Raw genomic sequence first — 21,604 nt, forward strand, 5'->3', positions numbered from 1 at the left:
AAAGCATTGAGTACGTAGATACTCAAGAACAGCAGGAGGATTGACATTGGCTGATTATCCTTGGATGACCCAAATACGCAAATTAGTAGGCACAGAGTATGACCGTATATACGCATGGGATGCGATAAACCCTGCGATGGTAAGGCAGTGGTGCGAAGTAATGGGAATTGATAACCCTCTTTACACGGATGAAGAGTATGCATTACGAACTGAGTTTGAAGGTATTGTTGCACCTCCATCAATGTTACAGAGTTGGTGTCTAGCAGGATTTAATGATGTATGTGCACCAGGTTCTTCAGAAGAAAACCCTTATGGGGTACTAAGACTATTAGAAGCACAAGGCTACCCAGCTGTAGTTGCAGTTAATTCGGATCTTGATTTCAAACGATATTTGAAAATGGGCGAGAAGCTTTGTTACACCACAAAGTTAGACTCAATTAGTGAAGAAAAAACCACAGGTCTTGGTGTTGGTTACTTTGTCACTTTTATCATGACCTACTTGTCAACTCACCCAAATGGCGAAGAAGAGTTGGTCGGTACTTTGTTGTTTAGAGTGTTTAAGTTTAAACCAGCAGTTCGAGCCAAATCTAATCTTGAAGAAAACGCAGAATCAAAACCTGCAGCAATGGTTTATAAGCGACCAAAGCCAGGGATCAGTGACGATAACCGATTCTTCTGGGATGGCTGCAATGAACATGAACTACGGATCCAGCATTGCACTGCATGCGACAAATTACAGCATCCGCCAGCACCAATATGTATGCATTGCCAATCCTTCGAGCTAGACCATAAGGTCGTTAGCGGTAAAGGTGAAATCTTCTCTTTTGTGGTGATGCATTATCCTGAGGTACCGCCATTTGAGCATCCAAATCCAATTGGACTTATCGAATTAGATGAGGGCGTCAGGCTGACAGCAGGTCTAGTGGGTCTTGAGCCTGAAGAGGTCGTTATTGGTCAAAAGGTAGAGGTAGAGTTTACCACTTACGACGGTGATTTAACCCTACCTATGTTTAAACTGGTAACCGAATAAAGGAGGTAGGTTATGGATTTTTCATTAACTGAAGAGCAGCAAGCTATCTTTGAAATGTCTCAGGGAGTATTTAACGATTGCTGTACGGATGAATATCTTCGCGAAGTCGACGTTTCCAATAACACCAGAATGGATAAATTGTGGCAAACCTGTATTGAAACCGGACTCCATGCTCTGTATTTGCCAGAAGAGTTTGGCGGAAGTGAACTTGGAATGACAGAGCTTGCGTTAGTGCTGCAAGCACAAGGTGCAGCATTAGGTTTGGTACCATTATGGCGTCATCAGTTAGCCGCAACCTGTTTAGCTAAGTTTGGTGCTGCAGATTTACATCCAGTTATCAACGCCGCTGCGACAGCAGATAATTTACTAACGCTCAGCGTTCCCAATCTAACCAAGCATAATGTGTCCGTTAAAGCCGCACCAAATAAAGAAAATGGCTATGTACTGAACGGAAAGTTATCTGCTGTTGCAGATGCGGCAACGGCAAGCCATGTACTGATACCGGTTGAACTTGATAACCAAGTACGCTTTGCACTTGTGTCGCTCGACGGTATCAATATTAAACGTATCGACGGGATATTAACCCATGGCGAACAGGTTTCCGATCTGGTTTTTAATGAAAGTGTACTCTCAGGCTACCAATTACTGTCAACGGGAGCGAGTGAATGGCTAACACCAAGAGTACTCGCTGCTCAGTCAGCAATTCAGCTTGGAGTGAGTGAAGAACAATTAAAAAGAACCGTTGAATATATCTGTGAGCGTCGTCAATTTGATCGACAGATTGGATCATTTCAAGCCGTTCAAATGACAATGGCTGATTGTCGTATTGCATTAGAAGTGCTGCGTTCAACATTATTTCAGCTTTGCTATCGAATCGACGCCGGCTTAGGTTGTGACTCGGAAGCTTTAGCATGTGCATTGCATGCTTGTGATGCCGGCCACTTAATCGGTCATAAAGCGCAACATGTTCATGGCGGTTTTGGTGTTGATACGAGTTATCCAATACATCGTTATTTGTATTGGAGCCGCGCAATATCACTAGGACTGGGTGGTAGCCAAGCAATCGCCGAGCGGTTAGGTGACTGGTTAGCAGAAAATGACAAACTTGGATGGAAGTATGACCTCAATGAAAACAACTAATACTAAAAACAGTGCGGCTAGCAACTTTTCAAATATAAAGCTCGGTGAAAAATTACCAGAACTTACTGTACCTATTACTGTTGCCTTGATCACTAGTGGCGCCATCGCTACCCGGGATTTCTTTCCTGGGCATCACGATAAAGATGCAGCTAAAGAATTGGGTTCTCCACATATTTTCATGAATATCCTGACAACGAATGCACTCGTGCAAGGGTTTGTCGAAAAGTGGGGAGGCTCAAATATTCGTTTCACCAATCTAAACATTAAGCTCGGTATGCCAAATTATCCAGGTGACACCATGGTCTTTACTGGAGAAGTGAGCATGCTTGACCCAAATAACCAATCAGCAGTTGTTAGCCTAGTAGGAAAGAACTCGATGGGCGCCCATGTTAGTGGCACTGTTTCTATTACATGGCCTCGCGATTTCGTGCAATAAAAGGAGAATTTAGATGGATGCATCGATCAGTGGTAAGGCTGCGATTGTTGGTTTAGGCGCTACTGAGTTTTCTAAAAACTCTGGGCGTACAGAATTACGCTTAGCAATGGAAGCGACTTTATCGGCACTTAAAGATGCCGGAATTGATCCTAGTGAAGTGGACGGTTTTTGTTCTTACTCAGTAGATAAAGTGCCTGAGTATGAAGTAGCTCGTTTGCTTGGCTGTAAAGAAGTAAAGTTTTTCTCTCAAATCCCCCATGGTGGCGGTGCTGCGTGTGCTCCTGTTATGCACGCTGCCATGGCCGTAGCCTCTGGCGTGGCTAAAACGGTAGTCGTGTATCGCGCGATGAATGAACGCTCTTGGTATCGATTTGGGACTGGAGATTATGGTTTTGCAAATACTCCAACATTTGAAAATGTAAATTATGGTTGGTACATGCCGCACGGTTTTCATACACCTGCATCATGGGTTGGTATGTTTGCTCAGCGATATATGCATGAATATGGAGCAACATCAGAAGATTTCGGTCGTATTGCCGTTGCTGCACGTGATTTCGCTGCAACCAATCCTGCTGCTTTTTTCCATAATAAGCCCATTACACTAGAAGAGCATCAAGCTTCTAGATGGATCTGTGAACCATTACATTTGCTCGATTGTTGTCAAGAGTCTGACGGAGCCGTTGCGATGGTTATCACCAGTGCCGAAAGAGCAAAAGACTTAAAGCAAAAAAGTGTGGTGATAAAAGCGGGTGCACAAGGCATAGCACAAGGTCAGCAAGTCATGACGTCATTTTATCGTGAGGATATTACTGGACTGCCTGAAATGGGGATTGTTGCAAAAGAGCTTTATCAACAATCAAAGTTAGGTCCGGAAGACTTTCAGACAGCAATTATATATGACCACTTCACCCCGTTTGTATTGCCTCAACTTGAAGAGTTTGGTTTTGCAAAGCGTGGACAAGCGAAAGAGTTTATTCGCGCAGGTGAGCATGCTCGGGGCGGAAAGTTGCCGATTAACACCCATGGCGGCCAGCTTGGAGAAGCCTATATCCACGGCATGAATGGTATCGCCGAAGCGGTGCGCCAAGTACGTGGTTCGGCAGTAAACCAAGTCGATAATGTTGAAAACGTTTTAGTTACGGCTGGAACCGGTGTACCAACCAGCGGTCTTATCTTAAGTGCAGAGGGCTAGTTATGTATATTGATTTAACGCCAGAACAGCATCAATTGCGCTTAAAAATCCGAGATTACTTTACCGAGCTGATGACCCCTGAACTCAAGTCAAAATTACGCGGTAAAGAGGGCGGTGATGATTATCGTGCAGTGATTGAGCAAATTGGTAAAGATGGTTGGTTGGCTGTAGGTTGGCCAAAAGAGTTTGGTGGTCAAGGTTATCAAGCCACCGAGCAACTTATTTTCTTTGAAGAGGCCAATATCGCGGGGGCGCCGCTGCCTTTTGTCACGATCAGTACCGTCGGGCCTGCATTGATGCAGCATGGCACTGAGGAGCAAAAGCAGAAATTTTTACCCGGTATAGCAAAAGGTGAAATCATATTTGCTATTGGTTATTCAGAACCTAATGCAGGTTCTGACTTAGCCACACTCACCACTTCAGCAAAAGTCGAACAAGAGTGTTTTATTGTAAATGGCAATAAAATGTGGACTTCTGGCGCTGAGTCCGCCGATTATATTTGGTTAGCGGCGCGAACAGACCCCGAGCAAGCTCGCCATAAAGGTATTTCGATCATGGTCGTTGATACCAAAACCTCGGGCTTTTCGCACACAGTGATCCCAACCTGTTCAAACCCAACGGCAGCGACCTATTATGATGATGTCATCGTACCTAAAGAAATGCTTGTTGGTGAGCTTAACCATGGCTGGAAACTGATTACCTCACAATTAAACCATGAACGTTTAGGTCTAGGTGCATGGTCAGATAAAGTGGTGAGTTTGTACCGCAAAGCTTACCTCTGGGCAAAAGCGAAAGATGAACAAGGCCGGTGCGCGATGGATAATCCATGGGTGCGTAGCGCCTTAGCAAGGTGCTATTCTCGTTTGGAAGCGATGCGACTTATTAACTTTAGAATCGCTGCAGATCTTGAGCAAGGAAAAATGGATGTTGCACTGGCTTCAATAACCAAAGTCTACGGTTCTGAGTCCGCGATTGAAATTTTACGCCTGTTACAAGATATTGTAGGTAGTAATGGCATGGTCAGAGAGGGCTCTAGTGCCTCTTTATTATTAGGCGAACTCGAGTATGAAGTACGTGCTTCTGTCACATTGACTTTTGGTGGTGGAACGAACGAGATCCAACGTGAGCTAATTGCTCAATTTGGATTAGGTTTACCGCGCGCACGTAACTAAGGTAAGAAGGATTTGCATCATGAGCGATATGGATTTATTTAAAACTGAGGTTAGACAGTGGTTAGAAGCTAATTGCCCGCATTCACTCAGAACGCCTACACCTGAGAATGAATTAGTTTGGGGTGGCAAAAACCTAAACTTTATGACCCAAGACATGCGTGATTGGTTTGAGCGCATGCGCGATAAGCGTTGGTTCTGCCCTGGCTGGCCAACTGAGTATGGCGGCGGCGGCTTATCGGCAACAGAAGTCAATATTTTAGAGAAAGAAATGTTGCGTATGCGTTGTCGTCCACCGCAAATAAATCTAGGGATCTGGATGTTGGGTCCGGTGTTATTAAAGTATGGTACTGAAGAGCAGAAAAAACGCTTATTACTACCGATGACACAAGGTGAAGTAAGGTGGTGCCAAGGCTTTAGCGAGCCAAATGCGGGTTCTGATCTTGCCAATATTCGTACTAGTGCCGTTGATATGGGTGATCATTATTTGGTTAACGGCTCCAAAATTTGGACATCATACGGTGATAAGTCAGATTGGATGTATGCCTTAGTTAGAACCGATAATAATGCCTCAAAACATGGCGGTATAAGTTTATTAGTACTCGATATGGCGAGTGCAGGGGTGACGCCTAAAGCAATCGATCTGATCAGTGGCAAATCATCATTTTGTGAAGTGTTCTTCGATAATGTCAAAGTCCCCAAAGACAATCTTATCGGTGAGGTAAATGGAGGTTGGCCATTAGCAAAACTATTACTACAGCACGAACGCAGTGCTATGAGTAAGTTTGGTGAATTTAGCTTACCGAATCACTTTCATTTGAAGTCGTTTGTTAACGATTATATGCCTAAGCCTCATACCACATCTGAAACTGTATTAAATGCACGCACCGTAGCGTGTGATATGGAAGAAAGGATCTTTAATTTGACGGTTCAGCGCATGGGGGAGGAAGCTCGTTCAGGAAAAGATGTTTTCTCTACTATGTCAATTATGAAATATGCCCATAGCGAACAAGAGAAGATTAAGTTTGAGTTGCTTCTCGATGTTATGGGCTACCGAGCACTCGGCTGGCAGGTAGAAGGTAAAGCTAACGACAGTTTTAGCGACCAAGAACTCAGTGTTACTCGCGGTTGGCTTAATAGCTTTACTCAAACGATAGCGGGGGGCTCTTCTGAAGTTCAGTTAAATGTTATCGCTAAAAGAGTCCTCAACTTACCTGATAATAAAGCGGGATCTTCAGTTAAAAAGGTAACAACATCATGAAGCTAATCTATAACGAAGATGAACGTATGTTGGCCGACATAGCCACAGAATTTTTAGAGTCTAAAAGCCCTGTTGCCGCTAAACGTGCCCTACGAGATCAAAATAGTGATTTGTGTTTTGATCCTCACATTTGGCAAGAAATGGCACAGTTGGGCTGGAGTGGGATAAGTTTTGCAGAGACGTTTGGTGGCCATGGCTTTAGCCATAAAGGCCTAGCGGCTATCTTTGAAGCCATCGGCAATAACTTAACTCACTCGCCAATGCTGTCATCAGTGGTCATTTGTGGTGGTATTTTGCAACAACTGGCTAAAACTAATGATTTATCTGAGCAGCATATTAGTTGGCTTGAACAAATTATTAGTGGAGATAAGCGGATCGCCTTAGCACTAGAGGAAGGTGTAAGACACAATCCTGATCACATCACTACGACAGCGGTAAAGGTTGATGGCGGCTATCGTTTATCCGGTGATAAAGTAATGGTTATTGACGGATACGGCGCAGATGCACTGCTCATCGTTGCTCGTATTAACGATATAACAGCACCGATTAGTTTATTTTTAGTGCCCAATGATGGACGTTTTAGTCATAAAAAGATGTCTGTAATTGATTCAGGTAATTACACTTCAGTTAAATTTGAACAAACACTAATAGATGATGAGTCACTATTAACATCGACATTAGTGAGCGCTAAGGTTAACGCAGCTAAAGCTGCACTTGATGTAGGCCTTGCCCTTGGTCGTTTATGCTTAGCAGCTGAAATGTTAGGTGCCAGCTCTACATTGTTTAATATGACAATTGATTACCTAAAAACTCGTGAACAGTTTGATACTAAAATAGGTACATTTCAGGCACTTCAGCATCGAGCCGCAAAATGCTTTATAGAGTTGGAGTTGACGCGCAGTGCAGTCATTAGTGGGTTTGTTATGGCAGATAAGTTACATAGTCTGTTCCCTGAACAATTAGATGATTCAGTTGCGTTATTGCAAGTCATCGATGATATCTCTGCTGCAGCCTCCTTAGCAAAATGGAAAGCGGGCCAGTTGAGTGACATGATCTCTGGCGAAGCAGTGCAAATGCATGGTGGAATAGGGGTTACCGATGAGTTGGATGTCGGGCTATATTTAAAACGGATCCGAGTGGCACAAATGAGTCTAGGAGACAGTGACTTTCACTTAACTCAATACGCAGACTTAACCGCATAAGTTGATTACCCTATAATAAAAACGCATTAACATTATTGTTAATGCGTTTTTATTTACGCTATTTTTAGCCTAGCTAAATTGCAACCAGAGGCCCATTTTCCAATCGGTTAACATTTTTAGTTTCGGACGTGGATCATGATCCGTTACAGCTGGTAATCAACAATGACTTTTAGAGATTAAAAAAGATGGATTATTAAGTTAATAATCCATCTTTTATATTTTACCACCCACTTGTAGTATTGATGCCCAAGTGTAATCGCTTAGGCTGAAGGCATAACGTTATAGTTTTATCGCGGCATTCATCCCAGAAGCAATAGCGCCTTCAATATAATTGACAGCACTGCTATCTCCGATAGAACTCACTTTGAAGCCCTCATCAACTAATATTTGCTCAAAAGTGCTGTTTGGGGTCGCACCTTGGGCCATGATGACACTATCACTGTCTAACAGTTGCAATTTGCCTTCTTTATCAGTGAAAGTTACAGTTTTGGCGTCAATTTTATTCACGGATGCATTGTTAATGATTGTTACGCCTAGTTCATTGTGTTCTTGGAGGATCCGCCAACGACGTACAATAGAAAGTTCACTTCCTAAGTCTCTTGTTGCTTCAAGAATGGTGACATTACGCCCTCGAAGTGCCAAGAACTCTGCCAGTTCCAGCCCAACAAGCCCGCCCCCAATAACGGCGATATTTTTACCCAGCGGCATCCATAATTTAGAAAGTTGACGGCAAGCATCTAAACTTGATGTTACGCCACTGACTGAACCGGCATTGAACATAGCGCGTTGTGATAAAGAAAGCTTCTGCTTAGCAATATCTTTACCTTCACCAGTCATTAGTTTGCGTAATTCATCACCAGACCAAACGTGTTGCAACTGTGACCCTTCTATATTTGGTGAAGTGCGCAATGCCCCTACAGCAAGAAATACTTCATCGGGTTGAAGTTGGCTGAGCAATTCAACAGATACCTCAGTATTAAGCTGAATATCAACGTTTGATTGCTTAAGCTGATTAATTTGGTATTCGAGCAATTTGCCATTTTCAGGGTAGGTCATAGAGGCGAAAAACAGCGTGCCACCCAGGCGTGAAGCACGCTCAATTAGGGTCACTCTATGGCCTCGGTCACTCGCGACTTTGGCTGCTTCCATCCCGCTAGGACCCGCGCCTACTATAACGACATGTTTGGCTTTGTCAGTAGCAATGATATTGAGGGTTGATTCATGTCCAGTTCTTGGGTTTACCGCACACTTCACCCTTTGATTAATAAAAATTTGGCTGACACAGGCATAACAATATATGCAGGGGCGGATATCCTGAGCACGGTTATTAATAATTTTGTTTGGTAACTGTGGGTCGGCAAGCAGTTTCCTCGCCATTGCGACAAAGGCAATTTGGCCGCTCCCAATGGCTTTATTGGCTACATCGGGTTCTAAGCGACCCACAGCGGTAACCGGTATTGAAACATGCTTACTAACCATTGCAGCCCAATCAAGAAAGCCAGCGGGCTTTTGTACTAATGGGGCTTCGGTGAATGCATCACCACGGTTGATAGTGGCGTAGGCAGAAATACTGATAGCATTAAGTCCAGCAGCCTCAACTAGTTTTGCCACTTCAATACAGTCTTCAATGGTTATCCCACCTGGTGTACGTAACTCTGCAGCATCGAGCCTTAGCCAAACGGGATAATCGTTACCAACTTGTTCACGTACAGCTGCAATGACTTCGAGTAAAAGTCGCGCTCGATTTTCGAGGTTGCCACCATACTGGTCGTCACGTTTGTTGTAATAAGAAGATAAAAAACCGGCAATAATGTAACTATGAGCTGCGTGGATTTCTACGCCGTCAAAGCCTGCTTGTTTAGCCCTAAGTGCGGCTGATGCAAACCAAGCCACCATTTGCTTGATGTCATCCTCGTCCATAACCCGAATCTTGATCTGGCCACCGGCTTTAGGCCGAATAAAACTAGCCAGTTCGTTATGGGTCAGCGTTTTCATCATATCGCTATTGGTCGCTGGAGGCATGGATGGTACCCATAAGTCACGGCCTTCGGCTAAATCTCTAACCGCAGTCTTACCTGCATGCTGTAACTGGATAGCGATTTTTGCACCATGCTTATGGACACGGTCGGTTAACTGTTTTAGACCGGGAATAAACTCATCTGTTGAAATGCCAACTTGGTAAGGCTCTGCGGTACCTGAGGGATAAGCAATCGCACCCACCCCCATGGTTAATAGCGCTGCGCCACCTTTTGCTCTTTCTTCATAAAAAGCTTGAATGCGTTCACCGCAATGACCGTTAGACTCGGCAAAATTGGATCCCATAGGAGCCATTACCATACGGTTTTTTAGAGATAAATTGCCTATTTTTCCGGGTTTGAGTAAATGTTCGAAGTGTGCCATTGGTAGTCTCTCAAATTATTGTCTTTATAATCGTTATTAGTTTTCGGTTAGTTTTCGATCAGTAGTTAATAGGTAGAAGGCTGTCCGAATTACAGAAAAACCTAAACACCCAATATGTAAACTGATAAAGCTTTAAACGCTGCAATATAAGTGCAGGTATCTTAACCATGCTTGAGAAAATCGAGACAAGTACGATTAAATAAATCTTGATGCTCTACTTGGATCCAATGTCCACAACGGTTAAGTAATAGAAACCTCGCGTTAGGCGCATTGTCTAAGAACTTATCGACTCCAGCAGGAGGGTTAAAATTGTCATTTGTGCCCCAAAAACCCAAGATAGGGCATTCAATTAGCCGCAATTGGTCAGTCATATTTGGCACTAACATGGTAGAAAAGAGGTTTTTAGGCTGGGTCTTAGCGACGTCTGCGCGCTCACGGAGAGTATTGTCATCAAGTTGTGATGTATCAAATAGCTGAAGGTGCATTACTTTACGCATCTCTTCAACACCCATAGGTCCTTGGCCATAAATTTCGACCATTTTCTGGATACCTATCATCTTAAAGTAGGTTTCTCGCTCTTCAACGCCGCCCGGTGCCATTAAAATAAGTTGTTCAACACTTTGTGGGTATTTAAGTGCCTGACCTAATGCAATCGCTCCACCTAAAGAGTTACCTAATAATGTGCAATGACTAATCCCTGTTTTGACCAAAAACTGGTTTAATGTTTCTACAAAAAACGCTAAATCATAATTGATGTCATCAGGTTTATCTGACTGACCGAAACCAGGAAGGTCGAGTACGATGTTTCTAAAGCCTGCTTTTTCAAAAACGGGATAATTACCTTTAAAGTTACTATGGCCACTCGCACCAGGTCCACTGCCATGAATCCATAAGACCGTTTTACCTTCTCCTTGGTCTAAATAGTGCAAGGTGAGGCCATTATCAAGAGTGACAAATTTTCCTTGAACCGTATTAGAATCTGCGTGTGAGCTGTTCATTGATTGTTCCTTATCACCATAATTAACGACCTGAAGTTAGATCTTAACTAATCAGGCGTAGTCAATTGCTAAAATTAGTCTAATCCTCTAATTCAGCTAAAATTTTGGCATCGTCCATACAGACCACAGAGTAATAACTTTGCTTTTTATTCAGCCAATACAAGCCTACCTAGCAGTGAAAAACATTTTAATTAACACTCATAAATGAGTTTAGTCTTCTTGGACGATGTCTAGTTTTGACACCTATACCAACATGTTTCTCACAATATGGTCCGTTAATACAACAACCAAATACCGTCAGTCCAATTTGGAGAGAGCATGAAACATAAAGATAAAGTAATTTTTGTCACAGGTGCAGGTCAAGGAATGGGACTGGCAATGGTGAAGTTATTCGCCGAGCAAGGCGCCAAAGTTGCCGCTATCGATATTAATGAAGCTGCAGCCAAGCAAGTTGCCGAGCAACAAAGTGCAGAGTCTGGCAGTGAGGTTATCGGCATTGGTTGCGATATTTCTCAATCTAGTTCAGTACGAGACGCGATTGCCGAGGTGGTGCAGCGCTTGGGGAGTGTTGATGTTGTGATTAATAACGCCGGCATTGGTTCAATTGATTCATTTATCGATACCCCCGATGAAAATTGGCACAAGGTCATTAATGTAAACCTTACCGGCACATTCTATTGTTGCCGTGAAGCTGCCCGTGTCATGAAAGAGCAGGGGAGCGGTTGTATCATTAATATTTCAAGTACAGCGGTGATGTCAGGTGATGGCCCTAGTCATTATTGTGCATCTAAAGCAGGGGTGATTGGACTTACCCGCTCAATAGCAAAAGAACTTGCTGCAAGTGGCATTCGCGTCAACACCATCGTTCCAGGTCCAACCAATACGCCAATGATGGCAGATATTCCAGAAGAGTGGACTCAGCAGATGATCAACGCTATTCCATTAGGCCGTATGGGAGAACCCGAGGATATCGCAAAGCTTGCGTCTTTTATTGCCAGTGAAGATGCCTCTTTCATTACCGGGCAAAATTTGGCAGTTAATGGCGGCATGGCATTTTTGTAAGGGATTATCATGACGGATTCTATAGAAAAACGAATTGATCGTCTTGAATCAATAGAAGAAATTCGCCAGTTAGCCGGGAAATATTCTTTGTCTTTAGATATGCGAGATCTTGATGCTCATGTTGGTTTATTCGCTGAAGATATTCGCGTTGGCAGAGAAAAAGTCGGTAGAGCTCATTTAAAAAGTTGGGTTGATAGCACGCTGAGGGATCAGTTTACTGGGACTTCACATCATATTGGTCAACATATCATTGAATTTATTGATGAAGATCATGCTATCGGAGTTGTCTACTCTAAAAACGAACATGAAACTGGCACCGAATGGGTTTTGATGCAGATGCTTTACTGGGACGATTATGAGCGAATTGAGGGCAGATGGTATTTCAGGCGTAGATTGCCTTGTTATTGGTACGCTTCAGATCAAAATAAACCGCCAATCGGCGATACGAAGATGCGTTGGCCTGGCAAAACCTGTTATTCAGGGACCTTTCATGACCTATTCCCGAGCTGGAAGGCGTTTTGGTCACAGCGACCTAATACAAGTGAATTGCCTAATGTCGCAATCCCTGCGCCTTTAGAGCAATTTTTAAACATGATGCGTAAAGATACTCCTGCACCCAAGATCCGGGTCAAATAGTATTTTCTGGCTTATATGAGCAGCTATTACATGCAAATTAGCCTCACCATTAATAAGGACATGATGTGAAAATTAAAAACCACAGTGGAGTGCCCTTGGCTTCCATGGAAGAGACTCAGACAAAGAGTGATAAACGCTCTGCTGCTGCGCAACTTATTAAACCTTATGCAAATTATACAATAGCAGATAGGTTGGAACAGCAAGCGCTGTCGCAAACAGATAAGACGTTTCTTGTTTATAATGGCAAGCACTACAGTTACGCTGAAGTCGATCAACGTGCAAACCAAGTCGCTAACCTGGCTGCATCTCGCGGGTTAAATAGCGGTGATGTGTGCGCCATGGTGCTTGAAAATAGACCCGAGTTCTTCTTTATTTGGTTTGGATTGACCAAAATAGGGGTCATCGTTGCGTTTATTAATTCACAGGTTCATGGAGCTCCTTTATCCCATGCGATTAAAGAAACTGAAGCGAGTGCAGTGATTGTTGGTGAAGAATGTGCTCACTTAGTCAGTAAAACAATGAGTGAAGTTGCAGATTGCTCATTGTTACAGGTACCTCTTTGGTTAGCATCTGATGTTGAAAAAACTGCATCCAAAGATGACCTCGAGTACTTCGATACAAACTTATCCTTAAATTACGGTGACTACAGTCATGAATTTAATTCAAAGGAAAGTCGAAAAGGTATAACGGCCGAAACACCGAGCTTACTTATTTTTACCTCTGGTACGACCGGACTACCTAAAGCTGCCATATATAGTCATATGCGCTGGTTATGTTCAGGTGATGTCATGTCGGTGACAATTGATGCTTCCGCATCTGATGTGTTTTACGTTTGTTTGCCTATGTATCATGGTGCAGCGGCTACCTCTGTAACATCAACAGCTTTAGCCGCCGGAGCAAGTATTGTTGTTAGACGTAAATTTAGTGTCCGAGAGTTTTGGTTAGATGTACAACAAAACGGCATCACCGTATGTCAGTACATTGGTGAGATCTGTCGTTATTTACTTAATGATGATGACACAAGAAATCAAGGCAAAGGCCTGAAAGATCATTCATTACGTTGCATGCTTGGTGCAGGGTTTAGTGGAGACTCTTGGCAAAGCTGGATCAATAAATTCGGTGAGATGGATATTTTTGAAGGCTGGGGCTCTACAGAGGCTAATACAAATTTAATCAACTTAGACAATTATATCGGTTCATGTGGAAGGGTCGCTGATTGGAATAAAACTAATTTTCGTCTAGTTAAATTTAATACTGATTCAGAGAGTCATGAAAAAGACGCTAATGGCCACTATATACCATGTAAAAGTGGCGAGGTAGGCGAGGCTATAGGCATGATTATTAATCATCCTGAATTTGGTGGCGGACGCTTTGAAGGCTACACCTCGAGTAATGCAACAGAGCAAAAAATACTCACAGATGTATTTACCAAGGGCGACGCATATTGGCGCTCCGGTGACTTATTGCGTTTTGATGACAATGGATATTTCTATTTTGTCGATAGGATCGGTGACACCTATCGTTGGAAGAGCGAGAACGTGTCAACTCAAGAAGTCGCAAATGAATTAAGCGGGTTAGCAGGTCTTGAACTTATCAATATTTATGGTGTTCAAGTGCCAGAACATGAAGGGCGAGCAGGGATGGCCGCGGTAGTCATGCAACAAGGGATTGATTTCGACCCAAATGCATTTTATGCGTTTACCGAGGCTAAATTACCTCGTTACGCTGCGCCACAATTTATAAGAGTTAGCAGCGTTGCAGACATGACTTCAACCTATAAGTTACGCAAGATTGATTTGCAAAAACAAGGATATAGCCCGATAGGTTGTGAGGATCCAATTTTTATCCGCAATGATAAATCGGGAACTTATGAATGTTACTCTGAAGAAGCGTTAACAGCTGTCGGTTTTCAGCCGTTTAAACATGTGTAATCAGGAGGATAAATGGGATTATTAGGAAACGCAGCCATTGTAGGGGCTGCTCAGTATAAACCTGAAAAATATCAAACGGCACCACAGATGTTTCACTTGGAACAGGTTGCTGACTTAGCTAATCAAGCGTTGCAAGATGCGGGTTTAGGGCTAAATGAACTAGACGGATTAGTTATTAGTGGTCCTCAGTTCCACGAGGCTTCAATTTTTGTGCCTGCAATGGCTGCAGAATACCTAGGTATTGAGGTTAACTTTGCCGAAGTAGTCGATCTTGGTGGCTGTACTTCTGTGGGCATGATTTGGCGTGCAGCAGCAGCTATTGAGTTAGGCCTCTGCCAGGCTGTACTTTGTGTCATACCAGCACGTATGGCACCGTTAGCTCCGAATGAAGATCCAGCTTGGATGGCTGAAGCGATGCGTTACGGTGGTCATAGTACCGCTTTTGGTGCACCAGAAGCAGAGTTTGATATCCCATATGGTCATGTAGGTCAAAACAGTGGCTACGCAATGATTGCACAGCGTTACGCAGCCAAATATGGTTACGACCCTGTTGCTATGGCTAAAATAGCGGTTGATCAGCGCACCAATGCTCAATATCACCCCGATGCTATTTTTAAGGGAAAAACGTTAACTGTTGAAGAGGTTCTTGCCAGCAAAAAGGTGGCGGATCCTTTACATGTATTGGAAATCGTTATGCCAGTAGCAGGTGGTGCTGCGGTCATCGTTACCTCAAAAGAGGTGGCTACTAGGTCAAAGAATCGTCCCGCTTTTGTGACCGGTTTTGGCGAACGCTTATCATATAAATCCCCCTCGTATGCGCAAGAGATGACGGTAACGCCATTAGCACAAGCCGCTAAGCAGGCATTCACTATGGCAGGTCTAAAGCCCTCGGATATGCAGGCCGCTCAAATTTATGATTGTTATACCATTACGGTATTGCTTTCGCTTGAGGATGCAGGTTTCTGTCCAAAGGGGGAAGGAATGAAGTTCGTCAGAGATCATGATCTCACGTGGCAAGGCGATTTTCCGCTTAATACCCACGGTGGCCAGTTAAGCTTTGGTCAATCAGCCTCTGCAGGCGGAATGTCACAAGTTATTGAAGCATTTCACCAAATTTCGGGGCGTGCAGAGGGGCGGCAAATAAAGGACTGTGACAATGTATTTGTTAGCGGTACAGGCGGCGTGATGAGTGAGCAAGGCGCACTGATTTTACAAGGAGGCTAATGATGAGCAGTTTTAAACCATTGCCATTGGCAACAAAAATTTCTACGCCTTTTTGGCAAGCATTAAAGGAACAAAGTATTCAATTACAGCAATGTAATTCATGCGACGGCTGGGTATTTTTTCCACGTAACCATTGTAGTCATTGTTTAGCGCACGACTTAACATGGAAACCTGTTAGCGGCGAAGCAACTTTATATACCTATACTGTTGCCCGAGTACCGACTATGGCAGAATTTAGCGACGAGTCCCCGCAAATTCTCGCCGTTGTAACCCTCAAAGAGGGGGTTAGAATGAATACCACTCTAGTCGGGTTGCAAGAAGAGGACATAAAGGTCGGCATGCATTTAAAGCCTGTATTTGACAAAGTTGATGCCAAAGGCAATACACTTTTAAGATTTACTGGTGTTGATAGCGATTTAAGTGTGCTTGAATATCAAGACCCGTTGGTGAATTTACCCAAAAATAGTCAGGGCCAAGTTCAGGTACCGATTAACAATCTTACTGCACTTAACGCCTTAGTGACTGATGATTTTTCACCTTGGAGTGAACCTTTAACGGTTGATCAGGGCTTAATTAATGCGTTCGCTGACCTTTCTGGTGATGATTATTGGATTCATACCGACCCGGAAAAGGCTGCCAAAGAAAGTCCGTTTGGCACCACGATTGCCCATGGATCGTTAGTGCAAGTGTTACAGTCGCGATTACCTCTTACTTTACCTTATGAAATTGTTGGTTTTAATACCATGGTTAATTACGGTTCAGATAGACTGAGGTTTCCGACACCTGTTCCAGCTGGTGCAAAAATCCAATCACGCGCAAGAGTCAAATCTGTAGCGTCTACCCATAAGGGTCTGCAACTTATCCTTGAAGTCCATATTCATCTAGTCGATAACGATAGGCCTTCTGTTATCAATGAACTGGTCATTTTTTACCGCTAGTTTCAATTTCCCCATGTGAAGTTTTGCCGAGTTAACAGCTCGGCTTTTTTTTGCTCAAAATAAAAATATTTTAATTATCTTCAATGCTATTAGGCAATTACATTGAAATCATTTTTTTAGTCTTAACGGACGATGAAGCTATTGATGCTGTTCAAGATAATTGAATTCATGCAAAAAAGGAGATAAAGAACCATGGACATTAAAGCACTGGGCTATTTCGTTGCACAAACAGATGATCTTACACAATGGCAGCAATATGCTGAAAACGTATTAGGCATGATGGTCACATCAGCGCCAGGCGGCGGTCTTTACTTAAAAATGGATGACCGTCCTTACCGCATGCTAATTGTTGAGGGCAATGATAAGCGTTATCTGGCCTCTGGATGGGAGCTTGCCTCACAAGGCGCTTTTAACAGTGCTATTGAATCCTTAAACGCAAAAGAGGTGAGTTGGGAAGAGGGGAACGCTGCTGAATGTTTGCAGCGCGGCGTGCAGCAACTTGTAATCGTCATTGACCCCGCGGGCAATAGACACGAATTGTATTGGGGACATAAATCTGATTGCCAACCGTTTATTTCTCCTCAAGGTGTCCCCGTCTTCCTTACGGGGGATATGGGATTAGGCCATACGGTTTTACCTGCGCCTAATTTTGATGAGACATACGCATTTTTAACCGATGTGCTTGGTTTTGGCTTATCCGATATATTCAATTTCAAACCTGCGCCAGATGCCGAGCCCATTCGTATTCACTTTATGCACTGCAATAACCCTAGACACCATAGTTTGGCTATTTGTGAGTTTCCATCGCCAGTAGGTTGCGTGCACGTCATGGTTGAAGTGGAATCAATGACAGAAGTGGGTCGCGCCCATGATAGGCATCAAAATCATGGCGTTGCGCTATCAGCCACTTTAGGTCAGCACCTAAACGACAAAATGACCTCTTTTTATATGAAAACACCGTCTCAGTTTGATCTTGAGTTTGGTTGTGGCGGTTTGCAGGTTGATTGGCAGGATCATTGTGCCTTTGAGTTTACTCGAGTGAGCATTTGGGGCCACGACTTTTCAGTCGGACAAAATCAACAAGGAGCTGAGTAGATGAACAAATTACAAACGGTAAAGCAAATGGTCGCCCAACTCGAAGACGGGATGACTATTGGCATTGGCGGTTGGGGGCCTAGGCGCAAGCCTATGGCACTTATTCGCGAGATCCTCCGCTCTGATTTAAAAGATCTTACCATTGTTGCATATGGTGGAGCCGACGTTGGCATGCTTTGCGCTGCAAACAAAGTAAAGAAAGTGATCTTTGCGTTTGTCTCACTGGACTTTATTCCCCTAGAACCCTTTTTTAGAAAAGCTCGTCAAAATGGTGACATCGACATCATGGAAATTGATGAGGGAATGATGTTGCTAGGCTTACGTGCTGCGGCATGGGGTTGCCCGTTTATACCAACTCAAGTCGGCTTAGGTACTGATGTAGTTAAGGTCAATCCAGACTTAAAAGTCATTGATAGTCCCTATGACGATAAAGAGTGGGTAGCCATGCCTGCATTGAAGCTCGATGCGGCACTGATCCATGTCGATCGAGCCGATGTTCGCGGTGTGTGTCAAATCACTGGACCGGATCACTATATGGATGATTGGTTTGTTAGAGCGGCTAAAAAATCATTAGTGACCTGCGATGAACTTGTGGGGTCTGAGGTATTTAACGACCCTAATGCAGCACGTTGTGTGTTTTGGGAACGCAGCCTAACGACCGCCGTTGCCCATGTCCCCGCTGGTGCTCATCCAACCTCTTGCGCGCCTTTTTACGGTTTTGATACCGCGCACTTTAAAGAATACAACGCTTGTGCGCGTGACGGTGGCTTTGAACTGTATTTCGATAAATATGTAAAAAATAAGTGTGAAACTGATTATCAAGAGTTAGTCGGCGGGATAGATACAATAAAACGATTAGCATTACCGGTTTACTAAATATATCTACGACAGCAGCGTCTTTAATACATTGCGAGGCGGTCAAATTTTGCAGCAAGGAAAAGGATAACAAGATGACTATAGCGAAAGAGTACAGCTTAGCAGAGCTGATGATATGCGCCGCTGCAGAGGCATTTCGCCATGATGGTGAGGTACTTGCAACCGGTATTGGCTTAATTCCTCGCCTTGGTGCTAGTTTAGCCATGAAAACCTTTAACACCGATCTGATGATGACAGACTCTGAAGCATATCTATTGTCAGAGCCAAATCCAGTTGGCCCGAGGGCTAATGATTACATTCAGCAAAATGAAACATGGATGGGTTTTTCACGGATTTTTGATAATGTTTGGAGCCGTAAGCGCCATGCTATGGTCGGCCCGACTCAAATTGACCAATTTGGTCAGGCAAACATTTCAGCACTAGGCAGTGATTATAGTAAGCCAAAAGTGCAAATGCTTGGCGTAAGGGGCTTTCCTGGGAACTCAATTAGCCACCCTAACTCGTTCTTTGTACCAAGCCACAATACTCGTGTTTTCGTAAAAGGTGAGTGCGATATGGTGGCATCGATTGGTTATAACCCTGAGCGGTTGCCAAAAGGCTACCAACTCGATGATATCGATATACGTCTAGTGATAACCGATCTATGCGTGATGGACTTTAACGGGCCAGATCACCAAGTACGTTTAGTGAGTCTGCATCCCGGGGTCGCGCTTAATACGGTAATTGAAAATACTGGGTTTGCAATACACATTCCGCAGAATGTAAAAACAACGGCTGCGCCGACACAAGAGCAGCTTGCGATAATAGCCTCTCTTGACCCGCATAACTTAAGAGCAAAGCAACTTAAGGACAATCCTCCAGGTGATAGAACCACTGCCGCCAAACTTGCAGAAGAGGTTGCCTAATGCCTAACAATACAGCTCACAGTGAAGCGGCCGCCCAAACTACGGCTAACCAGCTAGCGTCGCTTGATGGATGTCACCGCGAAGATCTTGATGGCGTTGTGTTTTATGAAGTGCGGGAACAAGTCGCAATCGTAACCATGAATCGCCCTGAATATAACAATGCACAAAATTCTAAAATGACCTACGCGCTCGACGCGGCTTTTAAACGAGCGTGCGATGATGACAACGTAAAAGTGATCATACTCGCAGGTGAAGGTAAGCACTTTTCAGCCGGACATGACATCGGCACTCCTGGACGCGACGTTGACCAAGAGTTTGATCGTGCCAGTCTTTGGTACGACCACAGCAATAAAAGTGGTGGTGAGTTTTTATATGCTAGAGAGCAAGAGGTTTACTTAGGCATGTGTCGCCGCTGGCGTGATATGCCAAAACCCACTATTGCAATGGTACAGGGTGCCTGTATTGCCGGAGGGCTAATGTTAGCCTGGGTGTGCGATCTTATTATCTGCTCTGACGATGCCTATTACTGTGACCCGGTTGTTCGAATGGGGATCCCGGGCGTTGAATACTTTGCGCACGTGCATGAGCTTAACCCTCGAATCGCAAAAGAGTTTTTATTCTTAGGCGACAAAATGAATGCTCAGCGTGCCTATGAGTTAGGCATGGTGAACCGAATATTTGCACGAAAAGATTTAACTGAAGAAACGTTAACCATAGCTAATAAAATCGCCCAAATGCCCCGACTTGGTCTGCAATTAACTAAGCAAGCCATTAATAACGCCGAAGATCTGATGGGCAAACGTAGCACGATGGATATGGTTTTTGGCTTACACCATTTTGCTCATGTTCATAATGAGTCAATATCCGGTGACAAGCTCGGTGGTTTCGATGCAAAAGCGATGGCAAAAGCCAATAAGGCCGCAAGTGTGTCAGATAAGCGAAAGGAGGCATCATGAACCAAGTTGTCGATGCTTCTAACACGTTTAATACAGTTTCTGATCTAAAAACAGATTTAACGGTAATGCTCGGTTGTCGTTATCCGATTGTTCAAACGGCAATGGGATGGGTATCAGACGCAAACTTGGTTATTGCAACCACAAAGGCGGGTGGTTTTGGTTTTTTAGCCGGCGCGACAATAGAGGCTTCAGCGCTAGAAAATGAAATTCTCAAGGTTATTACTGCCACTGGCAATAGTAATTTTGGTCTCAATTTTCATATGTTTCAAGAAAACGCAAAGGAATGTGTTGACCTAGCAATAAAGTATTCACTCAGAGCCGTTAGTTATGGTCGCGGCCCAGATAAAGAAACCATAGCGCGCTTAAAGGCGGCAAAGGTTTTATGTATTCCTACCGTTGGTGCGCTTAAACATGCCTTAAAAGCGCAAGCGTTAGGGGCTGACATCATCACTATTCAAGGTGGAGAAGGCGGTGGTCATACAGGCGGTGTGCCTTCAAGCATCTTGTTACCGCAAGTACTCGATGCCGTCAATATTCCCGTAATTGCAGCCGGTGGATTCTCAACCGGACGTGGTTTAGCTGCTGCTTTAGCTTCTGGAGCATGCGGTATAGCAATGGGGACTCGTTTTTTAATGACCTCTGACTCACCCACACCGGCACATACGCTCAATAAGTATTTGGAAGTTAACGACACCCAAGCGATTAAAGTGACAACAGCTGTAGATGGTATGCGCCATAGAATGATCAATTCTCCTTTTATTGCGCGCCTTGAAAAAGCCAGCCCATTTGGGCGTCTACGGATCGCACTAGCAAGTGCATGGTATTGGAAAAATGAAACCGGAATGACATTTGCCCACATGGTCAAAGTGTTTATCGAATCAGTGAAAACTGAGCCTGGTGCTGTGTCTCAAGTTGTAATGTCTGCCAATCAGCCGGTTTTATTGCAACGTTCAATGGTCGATGGCCAACCAGATGAAGGCATTCTTCCTAGTGGCCAAGTGGCTGCGGCGATTAACGAACTCATTAGCGTTGAACAGTTGATAAAAGATATCGTAAACCAAGCTAAGCAATGTTTAACACAACTGCAAACTCGAACATTAATGACTGAGTCACTAGACAATAAAAAAAACCCTAAAAAAGAGGCTAGCTAATT

At 43.9% G+C, this 21,604-nt stretch carries 19 protein-coding genes; 17 read left to right on the forward strand and 2 right to left on the reverse strand.

All coding sequences use genetic code 11. From position 1 onward, the window contains the following. The first annotated feature begins 46 nt into the window (after positions 1–46). From SHAL_RS11025 to SHAL_RS11055, 7 genes are read left to right on the forward strand one after another with little or no spacing between them, the layout of a single operon-like run. Positions 47–1,030 (forward strand): OB-fold domain-containing protein, encoded by a 984-nt coding sequence (locus tag SHAL_RS11025; protein WP_012277199.1) that lies wholly within the window; start codon positions 47–49, stop codon positions 1,028–1,030. Between the two features lie 12 nt (positions 1,031–1,042). Continuing rightward, positions 1,043–2,170, forward strand: coding sequence for an acyl-CoA dehydrogenase family protein (locus tag SHAL_RS11030; protein ID WP_012277200.1), 1,128 nt, complete (start codon positions 1,043–1,045; stop codon positions 2,168–2,170). Then, the gene (locus tag SHAL_RS11035) at positions 2,157–2,606 is read left to right on the forward strand and encodes a MaoC family dehydratase (protein WP_012277201.1); all 450 of its coding nucleotides are present in this window, start codon (positions 2,157–2,159) and stop codon (positions 2,604–2,606) included. Before SHAL_RS11030 ends, SHAL_RS11035 begins: the two co-directional genes overlap by 14 nt. A 13-nt stretch (positions 2,607–2,619) precedes the next feature. Next, positions 2,620–3,798 (forward strand): lipid-transfer protein, encoded by a 1,179-nt coding sequence (locus SHAL_RS11040; protein WP_012277202.1) that lies wholly within the window; start codon positions 2,620–2,622, stop codon positions 3,796–3,798. 2 nt (positions 3,799–3,800) lie between these two features. After that, the gene (locus tag SHAL_RS11045; protein ID WP_012277203.1) at positions 3,801–4,970 is read left to right on the forward strand and encodes an acyl-CoA dehydrogenase family protein; all 1,170 of its coding nucleotides are present in this window, start codon (positions 3,801–3,803) and stop codon (positions 4,968–4,970) included. 19 nt (positions 4,971–4,989) lie between these two features. Continuing rightward, positions 4,990–6,228, forward strand: a complete 1,239-nt coding sequence (locus tag SHAL_RS11050; protein WP_012277204.1) for an acyl-CoA dehydrogenase family protein — start codon at positions 4,990–4,992, stop codon at positions 6,226–6,228. Continuing rightward, a complete protein-coding gene (locus SHAL_RS11055) occupies positions 6,225–7,430 on the forward strand; it encodes an acyl-CoA dehydrogenase family protein (protein WP_012277205.1) in 1,206 nt (401 codons plus the stop codon). The genes SHAL_RS11050 and SHAL_RS11055 overlap by 4 nt, the downstream gene beginning before the upstream one ends. A gap of 279 nt (positions 7,431–7,709) precedes the next feature. On the opposite strand, the gene SHAL_RS11060 is transcribed toward SHAL_RS11055, so the two are convergent. Continuing rightward, positions 7,710–9,830: an NAD(P)/FAD-dependent oxidoreductase gene (locus tag SHAL_RS11060; RefSeq protein WP_012277206.1), complete on the reverse strand. Its 2,121-nt coding sequence runs from the start codon at positions 9,828–9,830 to the stop codon at positions 7,710–7,712. A gap of 161 nt (positions 9,831–9,991) precedes the next feature. After that, the gene (locus SHAL_RS11065; RefSeq protein ID WP_012277207.1) at positions 9,992–10,828 is read right to left on the reverse strand and encodes an alpha/beta fold hydrolase; all 837 of its coding nucleotides are present in this window, start codon (positions 10,826–10,828) and stop codon (positions 9,992–9,994) included. Between the two features lie 318 nt (positions 10,829–11,146). On the opposite strand from SHAL_RS11065, the gene SHAL_RS11070 reads away from it, so the two are divergent. The 10 genes from SHAL_RS11070 to SHAL_RS11115 all read left to right on the forward strand — a co-directional run bounded on the left by SHAL_RS11070 (position 11,147) and on the right by SHAL_RS11115 (position 21,602). Continuing rightward, complete coding sequence (locus tag SHAL_RS11070) at positions 11,147–11,890, forward strand: SDR family NAD(P)-dependent oxidoreductase (protein ID WP_012277208.1); 744 nt, start codon at positions 11,147–11,149, stop codon at positions 11,888–11,890. Positions 11,891–11,899: 9 nt separating this feature from the next. Next, a complete protein-coding gene (locus tag SHAL_RS11075; RefSeq protein WP_012277209.1) occupies positions 11,900–12,526 on the forward strand; it encodes a nuclear transport factor 2 family protein in 627 nt (208 codons plus the stop codon). A gap of 65 nt (positions 12,527–12,591) precedes the next feature. Then, a complete protein-coding gene (locus tag SHAL_RS11080) occupies positions 12,592–14,457 on the forward strand; it encodes a long-chain-acyl-CoA synthetase (RefSeq protein WP_012277210.1) in 1,866 nt (621 codons plus the stop codon). A 12-nt stretch (positions 14,458–14,469) separates the two neighbouring features. Further along, complete coding sequence (locus SHAL_RS11085) at positions 14,470–15,681, forward strand: thiolase family protein (RefSeq protein WP_012277211.1); 1,212 nt, start codon at positions 14,470–14,472, stop codon at positions 15,679–15,681. After that, positions 15,681–16,619, forward strand: coding sequence for a bifunctional OB-fold nucleic acid binding domain-containing protein/MaoC family dehydratase (locus SHAL_RS11090; protein ID WP_223296267.1), 939 nt, complete (start codon positions 15,681–15,683; stop codon positions 16,617–16,619). Before SHAL_RS11085 ends, SHAL_RS11090 begins: the two co-directional genes overlap by 1 nt. A 192-nt stretch (positions 16,620–16,811) precedes the next feature. Next, the gene (locus SHAL_RS11095; RefSeq protein ID WP_012277213.1) at positions 16,812–17,714 is read left to right on the forward strand and encodes a VOC family protein; all 903 of its coding nucleotides are present in this window, start codon (positions 16,812–16,814) and stop codon (positions 17,712–17,714) included. Then, positions 17,715–18,590, forward strand: a complete 876-nt coding sequence (locus SHAL_RS11100) for a CoA transferase subunit A (protein WP_012277214.1) — start codon at positions 17,715–17,717, stop codon at positions 18,588–18,590. Positions 18,591–18,664: 74 nt separating this feature from the next. Next, positions 18,665–19,495 carry a CoA-transferase subunit beta gene (locus SHAL_RS11105; protein ID WP_012277215.1) on the forward strand — a complete coding sequence of 277 codons (831 nt, stop codon included), beginning with the start codon at positions 18,665–18,667 and terminating at the stop codon, positions 19,493–19,495. Further along, positions 19,495–20,451: an enoyl-CoA hydratase gene (locus SHAL_RS11110; protein WP_012277216.1), complete on the forward strand. Its 957-nt coding sequence runs from the start codon at positions 19,495–19,497 to the stop codon at positions 20,449–20,451. Before SHAL_RS11105 ends, SHAL_RS11110 begins: the two co-directional genes overlap by 1 nt. Beyond that, positions 20,448–21,602 carry an NAD(P)H-dependent flavin oxidoreductase gene (locus SHAL_RS11115; RefSeq protein WP_012277217.1) on the forward strand — a complete coding sequence of 385 codons (1,155 nt, stop codon included), beginning with the start codon at positions 20,448–20,450 and terminating at the stop codon, positions 21,600–21,602. Before SHAL_RS11110 ends, SHAL_RS11115 begins: the two co-directional genes overlap by 4 nt. Positions 21,603–21,604 lie beyond the last annotated feature (2 nt).

The organism is Shewanella halifaxensis HAW-EB4 (genome assembly GCF_000019185.1).
Taxonomy (GTDB): domain Bacteria; phylum Pseudomonadota; class Gammaproteobacteria; order Enterobacterales; family Shewanellaceae; genus Shewanella; species Shewanella halifaxensis.